The organism is Chryseobacillus diguaensis (assembly GCF_049220665.1).
In the GTDB taxonomy this organism is placed as follows: domain Bacteria; phylum Bacillota; class Bacilli; order Bacillales; family Bacillaceae; genus Metabacillus_B.
This window is the reverse complement of record NZ_JBMKNV010000002.1, coordinates 14,246-26,241: the sequence shown is the minus strand read 5'-3', so window position 1 is coordinate 26,241 and position 11,996 is coordinate 14,246. Positions and strand designations below refer to the sequence as shown.

Annotated in this window: 12 protein-coding genes; 3 read left to right on the top strand and 9 right to left on the bottom strand. The window is 38.9% G+C overall.

What is annotated here, in order from left to right; all coding sequences use genetic code 11:
- The first annotated feature begins 61 nt into the window (after nucleotides 1–61).
- Both ACOT8F_RS02940 and ACOT8F_RS02935 read left to right on the top strand, forming a co-directional pair.
- Complete coding sequence (locus ACOT8F_RS02940) at nucleotides 62–1,027, top strand: LacI family DNA-binding transcriptional regulator (RefSeq protein WP_421650067.1); 966 nt, start codon at nucleotides 62–64, stop codon at nucleotides 1,025–1,027.
- 519 nt (nucleotides 1,028–1,546) lie between these two features.
- A complete protein-coding gene (locus ACOT8F_RS02935; protein WP_421650066.1) occupies nucleotides 1,547–1,936 on the top strand; it encodes a DUF4181 domain-containing protein in 390 nt (129 codons plus the stop codon).
- 210 nt (nucleotides 1,937–2,146) lie between these two features.
- Here ACOT8F_RS02935 and ACOT8F_RS02930 read toward each other — a convergent pair whose 3' ends face one another.
- Together ACOT8F_RS02930 and ACOT8F_RS02925 are read right to left on the bottom strand one after the other, a co-directional pair.
- The gene (locus ACOT8F_RS02930) at nucleotides 2,147–2,629 is read right to left on the bottom strand and encodes a DinB family protein (protein WP_421650065.1); all 483 of its coding nucleotides are present in this window, start codon (nucleotides 2,627–2,629) and stop codon (nucleotides 2,147–2,149) included.
- Between the two features lie 116 nt (nucleotides 2,630–2,745).
- A complete protein-coding gene (locus tag ACOT8F_RS02925) occupies nucleotides 2,746–3,129 on the bottom strand; it encodes a VOC family protein (RefSeq protein WP_421650064.1) in 384 nt (127 codons plus the stop codon).
- A 690-nt stretch (nucleotides 3,130–3,819) separates the two neighbouring features.
- Between ACOT8F_RS02925 and ACOT8F_RS02920 the strand changes: the two genes are divergently transcribed.
- A complete protein-coding gene (locus ACOT8F_RS02920) occupies nucleotides 3,820–4,986 on the top strand; it encodes a J domain-containing protein (RefSeq protein WP_421650063.1) in 1,167 nt (388 codons plus the stop codon).
- Between the two features lie 133 nt (nucleotides 4,987–5,119).
- On the opposite strand, the gene ACOT8F_RS02915 is transcribed toward ACOT8F_RS02920, so the two are convergent.
- The 7 genes from ACOT8F_RS02915 to ACOT8F_RS02885 form a co-directional block, all read right to left on the bottom strand.
- Nucleotides 5,120–5,521, bottom strand: a complete 402-nt coding sequence (locus ACOT8F_RS02915; protein WP_421650062.1) for a PadR family transcriptional regulator — start codon at nucleotides 5,519–5,521, stop codon at nucleotides 5,120–5,122.
- Between the two features lie 143 nt (nucleotides 5,522–5,664).
- Nucleotides 5,665–5,865 (bottom strand): L-2-amino-thiazoline-4-carboxylic acid hydrolase, encoded by a 201-nt coding sequence (locus tag ACOT8F_RS02910; protein WP_421650061.1) that lies wholly within the window; start codon nucleotides 5,863–5,865, stop codon nucleotides 5,665–5,667.
- Between the two features lie 92 nt (nucleotides 5,866–5,957).
- On the bottom strand, nucleotides 5,958–7,127 hold the full coding sequence (gene yhbH / locus ACOT8F_RS02905; RefSeq protein WP_421650060.1) for a sporulation protein YhbH: 1,170 nt from the start codon (nucleotides 7,125–7,127) through the stop codon (nucleotides 5,958–5,960).
- 834 nt (nucleotides 7,128–7,961) lie between these two features.
- Complete coding sequence (locus ACOT8F_RS02900) at nucleotides 7,962–8,120, bottom strand: hypothetical protein (protein ID WP_421650059.1); 159 nt, start codon at nucleotides 8,118–8,120, stop codon at nucleotides 7,962–7,964.
- 92 nt (nucleotides 8,121–8,212) lie between these two features.
- The gene (locus tag ACOT8F_RS02895) at nucleotides 8,213–10,108 is read right to left on the bottom strand and encodes a PrkA family serine protein kinase (RefSeq protein ID WP_421650058.1); all 1,896 of its coding nucleotides are present in this window, start codon (nucleotides 10,106–10,108) and stop codon (nucleotides 8,213–8,215) included.
- A gap of 387 nt (nucleotides 10,109–10,495) precedes the next feature.
- On the bottom strand, nucleotides 10,496–10,978 hold the full coding sequence (trmL, locus tag ACOT8F_RS02890; RefSeq protein ID WP_421650057.1) for a tRNA (uridine(34)/cytosine(34)/5-carboxymethylaminomethyluridine(34)-2'-O)-methyltransferase TrmL: 483 nt from the start codon (nucleotides 10,976–10,978) through the stop codon (nucleotides 10,496–10,498).
- Between the two features lie 115 nt (nucleotides 10,979–11,093).
- The gene (locus ACOT8F_RS02885) at nucleotides 11,094–11,984 is read right to left on the bottom strand and encodes an amidase domain-containing protein (protein WP_421650056.1); all 891 of its coding nucleotides are present in this window, start codon (nucleotides 11,982–11,984) and stop codon (nucleotides 11,094–11,096) included.
- Nucleotides 11,985–11,996: the final 12 nt, after the last annotated feature.

Sequence of the window (11,996 nt, the reverse complement as noted above, 5' to 3'; positions counted from 1 at the left end):
TTGAATTAGCAATAATTGTATAATAGAAGAAAGAGCGTTTTAAAAGATAGGAGAGAAATCTGTGGTAAGTATTAAAGATATCGCCAAAAAAGCAGGTGTTTCCATCTCAACGGTGTCTTATGCCTTAAATGGCAGCACAAAGGTTACAGAGGAAACCTGTGCGAGAATTTTAGCGATAGCAAAAGAAATGAATTACATTCCAAATGCGGCAGCACGGAACTTAAAAAAGAGAGAAACAAAAATTATCGGGGTGTTTTTAACCAACTACAGCGGAGCTTTTTACGGCGAATTGCTCCAGGGCATGCAGGAATTTCTCTCACAAAAAGGCTACGATCTGATCGTTTGCTCAGGAGAACAATCCCACCGGATGCTCCCTGAACGGATGATTGATGGCGCTATCGTTCTCGATGAAACCTTCAGTTCAGAAGAGCTGCTTTCCCATGCTGATCGGGGACATAAGCTAGTGGTGCTGGACCGGGAAATCCCGCATCCTAATATTAATCAAGTCTTACTCGATAATAAAGCGGGTGCAGCACTTGCAATGGATTACCTTTTGGAAACAGGACTGAAAAAAATTTACGCCGTTACAGGTCCTGCCGGTTCTTATGATTCAAACCAGAGGCTAAAAGCAGCAAGGCAGGTAGCCGATCGGTATCCGCACATAGAATTTACCGAGATCCCTGGAGATTTCAATAAGCCATCAGGTGAAAAAGCCGCTGAACAGATTGTAAAGGAAGCAAGCGGAACAGTCGGGGTTTTTTGTCTCAATGATGATATGGCGATTGGCATGTATAACTTTCTATCTGAAAGCAGCTATGAAATTGGAAGAGACATTCATATCATTGGCTTTGATAATATTGAAGTTTCCCGCTATGCAAAGCCCCGCCTCATGACCATTGATTACTCCAAAAACAAGTGGGGTGCTTTGGCTGCTGAACAGTTACTAAAGCTGATCCATAATGAGCCTGTTGAGCATGAACGGATTTATGTCTCTCTTATAAAGGGAGATTCTGTGCAGAAAATATAAAACCAGGACCGGTTTCCTATGAAACCGGTTTTTTCTTCTCTCTTTTAATATCCTTTATTTTCCAGTAAAATACAAAAAGATTTAAGTTGCTGTCCCTAGTTTTCTATAGGACAGAAGACCTTTCCCTCAATTTCCAGTTACGTATGAAATTCAAAAAGGCTACAACGCAGAGGATACAAAGACAGACGGAAAGCTGTATATCCAATTAACAGGCAACCCAAAATTACTGCTCCGCCCCTATTCAAAGGATGATTTTTTCGTCAAGGAAGTGCCGACAATGATTCAGTTCAAGGATCTTCAAAATGGAAAATACCAAACAATGAACCTAATCTGGACACGATTCAAGAAGAATTCAACAGAATGCAGAAAACCAGCCAAACTTGCGGCTGGTTTTTTTTACATCCAAGCCTAAAGAACCATTTTTCGTTCTTCGGCAGGAAGCTCCAAAAACACAACCTCCCTGCCTCTGTCCATTTATGGAAAAAAATACTATAATAACAGCAATTCAGGAGGTGCATCATGCATATCTTAAACATTCTGCTTATTTTGGGTTCGGTTCTATTTTTGCATTTCATTATTGAGAGGGCAGTGAGAAGACGCCTGCAGATTGAAAAAAAACAGGGTTTTGCAAGCTACGAGCACGTCAATTCTTTTCATCGGCTGGTCGAATTCATTCTCATTCTGCTATATTTCGGGGCTGGCACTATAGCAGCAAACTCTTCTCATCCCATAACAAGCCTATATACAACCATGATCTTATTCTTTATTTCTTTACTCAGCTTCAGGGTATATATGGAGTGGAAAATAGACCGGAAATCCAAGCAATATCTTTTAACACTCTCCAACTCTGTCTTTTTGATCAGCTTTGCAATATTGCTAAAATGGACCACGCTCGATTTTTTCTTTTAATTTTAGGCTCTTTTCTTAAACCTTGTTTCTTTTTTGCTATATAAATGAATTTTGAACCCTTATATACCTGCTGATTTTAAGAAAAGATGCAGGCGAAGCCTTTCTTAATGCATATTCATAAATTCATAGCAACAATCTTTGCGAAAACAGCCTAATTTAATTGGAAAACCAGCCAAAAACGGCTGGTTTTCTGCTTTTAAGAATTAGCAGTCATCGCTTAGTTCGCAAGTAAAATATGTAATCTGATGATATTCCTTTGTATCCAAGCTGCCGAATCATTGTTGCTGTATTCCCCCTATGATACGTTCCGTGGTTGCATAAGTGACGAACCACTTCGTCTATATGATTCTTAAATTGGGTTCCTTCTGAGTTGAAGTAGATAACCTCTGTTAGCTCGTCATAAAATTCATCAATATAATGGACCATTTCCTTATTCAGAGCACTCAAATCTTGAATGGCAACCCCCGTATTCCTAAATTCGGAATCTCTTTTGCCATTTTGCATCTGCGCATTCAATCGGCGGAACCATAGAGAATCAACCATATAGATATGGGCAAATACGGCAGATATAGAAGAAAAGGTACCCTCAGCTTCTTGTAAAAAAACGTTTTCTGATAGCTGGCTGATATGATTTAAGATTTTCATATTGGCCCATTGATGATAATCCAATAATTCAAGAGTTAACTTTTTCATTTATGCGCCACTCTCCCTCAGACAATTAGAATCCGCTCCTTCTCTCAATTGATAATAAACACCATTAAGATCTGGAAAGGGTAAATCCTTTAAAAATTGATTCCTCCCCTCTCTTTTCATTCTATGTAGTTTGATAGTTCAATAAGATTTAAATCAGGATCTTGTATATATACGGATAGAATTTCCCCTTTGGCTCCCGTCCTTTTCACAGGGCCTTCAACCAGATCGATCTGCATTAGTTTCAAGTGTTCTATTACCTTATCGATGGGTACCTCTGTTATAAAGCATAAGTCAGCTGATCCAGGAACTGGATTAGAAGCTTTAGGCTCAAATTCTTTACCGGCTTCGTGCAGATTTATTTTCTGGTCTCCAAATGCCAGTGCTCTCCTGTTTTCAGAGAAAGTTATGGGTTCCATCCCCAGGACATCCTGATAAAATCGACAGGTTAAAGAAAGATCTTTAACTGTTAAAACGATATGATCCAGCCGCTTCACGTTCATCTATTTTCCACCCCATTCCCATCAATATCATACTTCCATAGGGAAAAAATGTAAATTTTTAAACCTCATAAGTTAATTGGAATGGACTAAAATAGAAAAGGGATGTCGATGTTTCTCATTTTATTAACCTACAATGCTCCCTAAGAAAAAGTAGACAAGATGATTGAGGCCTATACAGCAATTCTTGATAAGTACTACAGCCCAGTTTAATTCTAATAATCTATCTAAAAGAGCATTTCTGATTATTGCCCCAGCCAGGTGATACAGCTTTTCACACCAATTCAAGCATAATGGAAAAAGAACGCCGCTTTTTCCTAAAGCACCCAAGATCAATCGAAAGCGCTATAATAAAAAATCTCCTCTTCTTTTTCAGCAAATCCTTCCTCACTAGCATAAATAAAACCAGAATAAAGCAAATAATCTATTAGCGCCACGCCTTAGTTTCCAGCAAGGCAATCTTAACATGTCCTTTCTTACCGAATCCCATTAATTTCTGAAGTCTGTTTAAATGAATTGATTTTCACTGGCGGAGCAATGGTTAATAGGAGCTCCATAATCTCGACTGCCTCTTGATTAATAGATTTCATAGCATCTGTGAATTATAGGAATATAAACTAATTTTTCAGTTGAGAAATTTTCCATATTGATGCAAAATTAGTTGTAAATATGTATTTAATTTGGAGAGCTAGAATGGAAAAATTTATTGATTATTATAATATTTTAGGTATTAAAGTTAATGTGCCTAAACAAGAAATTAAAAAAGCGTATAGAGAGAGATCTAAAAGATATCACCCGGACGCTGGTGGCAGCAATGAAGCTTTTTTACTGCTGAAAAAAGCTTTTGATACTCTGTACGATGATTTGGAAAGAATTAATTACGATAAAATTTATTCAACTTATAAAGAACGGAAGACGAACCAAGAAAAAGAATTCAAACAGGATAGTAGTTCTAGAAACACTAATCAAAGAGAAGAAAGTCAAGGAGAAGCTCAGCCAAAAAATAAAAATCAATATAGGCATACAAATCAAAGTAATCCTTCACCACCTCCACGAGGTAAAAAGAATATAAAAATTTGGCGTCTTGTTGCGATTATATCTATAATTATAAATTCTTTATTACTAGCTAACCTATTAAGTTTTAATAATCAAAATAAAAATAGTGCTTTATTAGATAAGAACATTAATCTAGAACAACAAGTGTCAGACACATTAAGTGATTTCAGAAAACAAGGTAAAAAAATAGATGAATTAAAATCAAAACTTACAATCACAGAAAGAAAAGAAGGACCTGAAAATAACGTAGAAACTACAACTGTTTATGCATCTAAAGATAATACAGAAGCTGCAGCAGCTGATATATTACCTGAAGATAAAACAAAAACTACAACTGTTAATGAACCTAAAGATAATTCAGAAGCTGCAACAGTTGATATATTACCTGAAGATAAAACAAAAACTACAACTGTTAATGAACCTAAAAAAGAGATTGTATCAAATAGTAATTATTTTACACTTGGTTCTTCCAAAGAAAATGTAAAAAAAAGAATGGGAACACCGGACTCTATAATTGAAGATGATCATTGGGGATATGGGTTATCATCTATTGATTTTGATAATGGTAAAGTTGTTGGATGGAACAATATAAGTAATAACTTAAAAATTAAAATACGAAAAATAAATAAAAACCTAACAACATTTTCATTAGGTAGTTCGTATCATGATGTAGTAGATGTAATGGGAACACCGGATACAATAATTGGAGATAATTATTGGGGATACGGGTTATCAAATATTAATTTTGATAATGGTAAAGTTGTTGGATGGAACAATATAAGTAATAACTTAAAAATTAACTAAGAAAACTTTTTTGTTTGAGGCATAAAAAGAGGCAAACATTTAAAAAAGCCTAAGTATCCAATACTCAGGCTTTCATCATTTCTGCCGCCTTTTTTAAATAATCAATTTGGAGTTTGTGCTGGTCGATAATATTTTAAAACGTAATCTTCGTTAAATCGTTCATCTCTATAAATTGTGTTTTGATTTTTTGTCCTTCTTCCATTTGTTCCATCTTTGCCTTCAGCTCATTGATTTGTTCCTCAATCGCTTCCTTGATATTATTAAGATTCGCCTCAGGATTCGGAAGGTTAAGCATCGATAAGCCTGAATATAAATGAACAGGCAGATGAATAGAAGGAACACGAAAGGAATCTACTAATAATTTTTTATACTCCTTTTCTCCTTCATCTGTTATCTCATAAATGGCTTTTGAACGATGCCCGGTGGATTCTACATTGGCTACTTTGACCAGTCCCTCATTTGCCATTTTTTTTAGCGCATGATTGATGGATCCTGGAAGAATGCCGGCCCATTTGTCTACTTCACTTACTTGCATCAGCTGCTGCAATAACCGGACATTGCTTTTGTACGTAGCATCCCTAAACCATTAAGCGTGTCATATTCCACCTCAACTTTAAATATTCAATGTTTAGTATTTTGGTATAACACTTATTGAAAGTGATGTAAAATGCTTTCAGTTTACAAGCTGGTTCGATCAAATTTAAAGAAGCAATGAGAATATCCCTTAGATAGCATCTGCGGTCTTGAAAAGCTGACCCCATGCTTTTTAGGATGAAGCAAATCTCCCCATAAATCATCCAAGCTGCAAAAAGCAGGCATAACTTCAACGGCATCATGGGAAAGGAAGAAATCAAAGAAGAAACATTTTTTTACATGCAAATGATATTAATCCATTTTATGTAAATAGATACGTTGATTTTTTTAAAAAAATGCCGGCTGCTTGCAGATGGCTAAGCAGCCGGCACTTTTCATCAGGCCAGAATCTTGTTCTCCTCTTTCCGGAAGAACGTCTTCATCGCATGAAATACGTCGGCTTTTTGCTTGAGGATGTAGTAGCGGAATCTTTCGTGTTCAATGTTCTTATAGGCGGACATTAAGGTGGAGTGGCGGTTGTATTGGTTCACTTCTCCGTATCCAAACAGGCTTGATACTTTGATAAGTTCTTCAACAAGTTTCACACAGCGGGCATTATCAGAAGTCAGATTATCACCGTCTGAAAAGTGGAACGGATAAATGTTAAAACGGGATGGATCATATTTTTCACCAATGATATCAAGCGCTTTTCGGTAAACGGATGAACAGATTGTACCGCCGCTTTCTCCCTTAGAAAAGAAATCTTCCTCTGGCACAACCTTTGCTTCTGTATGATGCGCAATAAATTCTATATCGACCGTTTTGTATTTCGTTCTAAGAAAACGGGTCATCCAGAAAAAGAAGCTTCTCGCCATATACTTTTCCCAAATCCCCATACTTCCACTTGTGTCCATCATGGCAAGGACAACAGCCTTTGACTCCGGTTTCTCAACTTCATTCCAGGTTTTAAACTTTAAGTCCTCCGGATAGATTGGATGAAAAGCAGGCTTGCCTGTCATAGAATTGCGCTTAAAGGCCGTCATCATGGTTCGCTTCTTATCAATGTTGCCCATAAGGCCAGTTTTCCGAATATCATTGAACTCAATGTTCTCAACTGTATTCTGATCCATTTCTTTCCGCTCAAGATTCGGCAGCTCAAGCTCTTTAAACAGGGCTTCCTCAAGCTCCATCATCGAAACCTCTGCTTCAAAGTAATCTTCACCTGCCTGGTCCCCTGCACCTTGCCCTTTCCCAGGACCTGCTTGAGGCGATCCGCCATCCCGGGCGACTACATCACCGACTTTGCTTTCACCGTCTCCCTGGCCAACATGTTTGTTTTTATCATAGTTGTAGCGGATTTTATATTCATCCAAAGAACGGATAGGTATCTTAACAACACTTTTCCCATTGGACATTACAATGCTTTCCTCAGTAATAAGGTCAGGTAAATTGTTCTTGATCGCCTCCTGAACCTTTTCCTGATGCCGCTTTTGATCATCATGGCCTTTACGGTGGAGGGACCAATCTTCGTTCGAAATGATAAAATTGCCACCATTTCCTTTAGACATATCCCTTTCCCCTCCAAACTTTATTTATTTTTTAGGCTCTTTTCTTAAATGTTTTAATTCCTTATGGCAGCTTATAAAAAAGGTTTCTTTTCAAAAATATAAGAAAAGATTCCGCGAAGCTAGTCTTCAGCACGAATGATACATTATTACAGAAATACAACTTTTTCAGCTTTTACTTACATAAACTCTAAACATGTGGAATTGCTTTGGCTGGACTAAAAATTCATCACTTTATACTTTTTCATAAAAAATTTTAAAAAAAGATACACATAATTGCTCATTCATGCATAAAGTAAATTTGAGTGATTAATTACCGGTGACTCTTTTTTGAGATTACTCTATCCTATGCGCGAACTAAGGATAATTGACAAATAATTTCGAAAAATGGGCAGAGCCGATTGAATTTAGACAAGTCCCCATGCTGGGGTTGCATGAATGGACAAGCTATGTAAATAGAAACTTGGTCAAGATGATGAAAAAGAGTCCTCTTCCACAAAAACCACTTTGTTAAAGTGGCTTTAACAAAGTGGTTTTTGATAAATATGGATTTTATTGAATAAAAAAACAGTTCTCTGAGGCTGCAGTGTGATCTGCAGAAGGCTAACTGTCCAGATCCTCCTCCTAACTGTCCGAAACCCGCGTTTAACAAGCCTTTCTCCCTCTTTCACAAGCCGAAACCCCTTTCTAACAAGCCAAACACTAGATTTAACTGTCCACCCCCAACCCCAGATCATGAGCCATCCCCGAATATTCATCCTACATCGTTTTCCAACACCCCCCATGATCAAAATAATAACCCCCTCCGGAATACGGAAGGAGGTTACTGATTGATCCTTACTCTTTATAACGGTCCGCTAAACGTTCAATATCGCTGACTCTTTTAACCTTTTGATCGGTTTTCATATGCTCAGCCTGCTGAGAATAATCATTATTTTTCTGATCTTCCTTCAGCTTCTCATTTTTCTCTTTATTGTCTTTATCTCTTTCTAACATGAGCTTCACCTCCGAAGTATCTTACAGGGTTGTTTCCCTTTCTGCAGAGGAATAAACAAAAAACGGGCATTTCTGCCCGTTTTTAAGTCACGCTATCTGTTTAAGAGACTGCCTACATAGCGGAGGAGATCGTTGGCAGAGGTTGAGTTGTAGCCGTGTTCATCAACGAGTCTTGCAACAACCTCATTGATTTTCTTAAGCTGCTGTTCATCCGGCGTCTTGGAGGACGTCGTAATTTTGACAACATCCTTCAGATCAGCAAACAGTTTTTTCTGAATCGCTTCACGGAGTCTTTCGTGTGAATTATAGTCAAAGCGCTTGCCTTTTCTGGCATAAGCTGAGATCCTAATAAGAATTTCCTCGCGGAACGCTTTTTTCGCATTTTCAGAAATGCCGATCTGTTCTTCAATGGAACGCATAAGTTTGTCGTCCGGATTCATTTCCTCTCCTGTCAGCGGATCGCGCAGTTTATTTTTGTTGCAATAAGCTTCAACGTTATCCAAATAATTATCCATCAGTGTTTTCGCTGATTCTTCATAAGAATAAACAAATGCCTTTTGGACTTCCTTCTTCGCAATATCATCGTATTCTTTACGGGCGACAGAAATGAAGTTCAAATACCTCTCGCGGTCTTCGTTGGAAATCGACGGATGCTGATCAAGCCCTTCTTTCAGAGAACGCAATACATCGAGCGCATTTATAGAAGGAATTTCTTTTCTAATAATAGTAGAAGAAATCCGGTTGATGACATAACGGGGATCAATTCCGCTCATGCCTTCATCCTGGTACTCTTTTTTGAGTTCTTCGAGATCCACCGTATTGTAGCCTTCAACGCTCTCGCCGTCATACAATCTCATTTTCTTCACAAGATCAATATCGGCACGCTTTGCTTCCTTAAGACGCGTCAAAATAACAAATGTTGCAGCGACCTTCATCGTATGTGGAGCAATATGGACATCTGCCACATCACTTTCTGAAATCATTTTCTGATAAATGCGCTCTTCCTCTGAAACTCGCAGGTTATATGGAATCGGCATCACGATGATCCGTGAATGCAGGGCTTCATTCTTTTTATTGGAGATAAATGAACGGTATTCCGTTTCATTCGTATGGGCAACAATCAGTTCATCTGCTGAAATTAGAGCGAAGCGGCCGGCTTTAAAATTCCCTTCCTGTGTTAGAGACAATAAGTGCCAGAGGAATTTCTCATCACATTTCAGCATTTCCTGGAACTCCATCATTCCGCGGTTTGCTTTGTTCAGCTCGCCGTCAAAGCGGTATGCGCGCGGATCTGACTCTGAGCCGTATTCAGCGATTGTGGAGAAGTCGATGCTTCCTGTCAAATCAGCAATATCCTGTGATTTAGGATCTGATGGACTGAATGTTCCAATCCCCGTTCTTTTATCTTCAGAGAAGAACACGCGCTCAATCATGACGTCTTCGAGCCTTCCTCCGTATTCCTTTTCAAGTCTCATCATATTTAAAGGCGACAAGTTTCCTTCTATGCGGATGCCGTATTCTTTGTAAAAGTCATCTCTTAAATGATGCGGGATAAGGTGAAGCGGATCCTCATGCATCGGGCATCCTTTGATCGCGTACACAGCGCCTTTGTCCGTATGCGTGAATTTTTCCAGTCCTCTTTTCAGCATGGTTACAAGGGTTGATTTCCCTCCGCTGACAGGTCCCATTAAAAGCAAAATCCGCTTTCTTACGTCAAGCCGTTTAGCAGCCGGATGAAAATATTCTTCTACAAGACGTTCAAGCGGTCCCTCCAGTCCAAATAGCTGCTGATCAAAAAAGGAATATTTTTTAACACCGTTTACTTCATCAATACCTTGTTCCTTGATCATATTGTACACTCGTGAATGAGCTGATTGTGCCACCCATGGTGATTCCTTCAGGATTTCCAGATAGTCAACGAAGGTTCCTTCCCACTTTAAACGTTCCTCATCTTCTCTAAACTGCTCGATTTTTTTTAAGATATCCATAAGGACCTCCTCTTACTTACATTTATACAATCTATGTAGGGACACTGGGTTAAATTCTATATTTTGAAGACAGCTGACAATTGAAAATAATTGGAAAACAGGATTCACAGCGCTTACAAGATCGTATATAATGAGGCTAACCATAATAAGAGCCCGGTCCCTAACTATTTGTGTCCGGCAAGACATCATTTAAAAAGGCTATTTTCGAAAATGGTCAAAACAGCCTAAAAAAGCCCTACTGGAGGAAAAAGAATGACAGTATTTCTGCTATTATTTATTTGTCTGACTTTCCTTGTATCCATTTTAACTGCAGGCTATGATGACAAGCCTGGCCTCAAGAAAAAAAAGCTATAAGAAAAGCAGCCTCCGGAATTGAGGCTGCTTTTCTTATAGCTTTTTAAGCAAGTCGCGGTAATTTTGCTGTCTTAATGCTTCGTAAACTAGAATCGCTGCAGTATTTGAAAGGTTTAATGAATGCACATTTTCCGTCATTGGCAAACGCAGGCAGCGTTCCATATTTTCTTCAATCAGGCTTTTTGGCAATCCAGTTGTTTCCCTGCCGAAAACAAAGAAATAGTCCTTCTCAAGCTCGCTGTAATCAAAGCTTGTATAAGGCTTTTCCCCGAACTTTGTAATGAGAAAGAACTCTCCCGACGGATATTTCTCAAACAATTCTTCAAGTGAATCGTAATAATTTATATTCACATATTGCCAATAATCAAGTCCAGCGCGGCGGAGCATTTTGTCATCTGTGGAAAAGCCAAGCGGCCGGATCAAGTGAAGGGTTGTATCCGTTGCGGCGCATGTGCGTGCAATATTCCCTGTATTGGCAGGAATCTCTGGCTGGTAGAGTACTACATGCAGTCCCAAAAATGTCACCTCATCTAAATTTTCGTATGGAGATTATCTTCGCGGCATCTTTTCCTAAAATTATAAGCGTTTCTCTCGGTTGGATAAAAAATTTGCCCTTCATATTATAGCACTCTTAGGAGGAGTGCGTACTGTCCCGCAAATGATAAAATTTGTATTTTATATTGGTTGTATAAGCGGTGGAATCCTCATACGACCAATACCTCATTCTGCTGTTATACGTGTTGGCATTCACAAGCGGCATATTGTCCGAATCCTTTGCAACGATAATGGTCGTATGATCAAAGCGGCCGTCTCCCTGAAAGTCATAGCAGATCACGTCCCCTTTTATCAGCTGCTCAGGTGAGGACACTTCCGTTGCCGTCAGTCCTTTTTTGGAATACGCCATGTATGTTTTCATCGAATGGGCAACTGTCCAGCTGTAGCTCCAGTTCTTCGACTGCATCCACCAGCCCTTCCCGCGACCGGGATATCCATGCATTGGTGCTTCTCCTGCATGAAGGCATTGGGAGATAAAATTTGTGCAATTGTCGGTAAAACTTTTGTACTTTGGATTCTCGGTATTCCAATAACGCTCGGCATATTGAATTGCAGCCATACGGTCATATTCAAATTGCAGCCGTTCCTCATAATCCGCTTCAAAGGCAACTGTCTCTTCCATCTCAGGCTTTGGCAGCACTGCATCTTCCACAAGCTCGTCGCCATCGAAAACAGCCCTTCTTTTCTCCACAATTTCCTCTAGGTAAAAATTATCCTGATCCTTATAAAAAAGCTGGTTATGACCGTCGTAATAAATCGCCTGAAGCCTGTCTTCCTGATCCAGATCAAGCTCCGTAATATTCACCTTCACAATTCCTTTCACCGCATGAATTCCGCGGCGGTCCATCACTTGGATTTTGCGTTCCAGTATCTCAAGATCTCTTAGAGAAATGCTTCGGTCTGCTTGTCTTCTGTTTATCAAATATTCCAGTCTGTCATTTGTTCGCTTCTGCAGTTGTTCCTTCAATTCATTTCACCT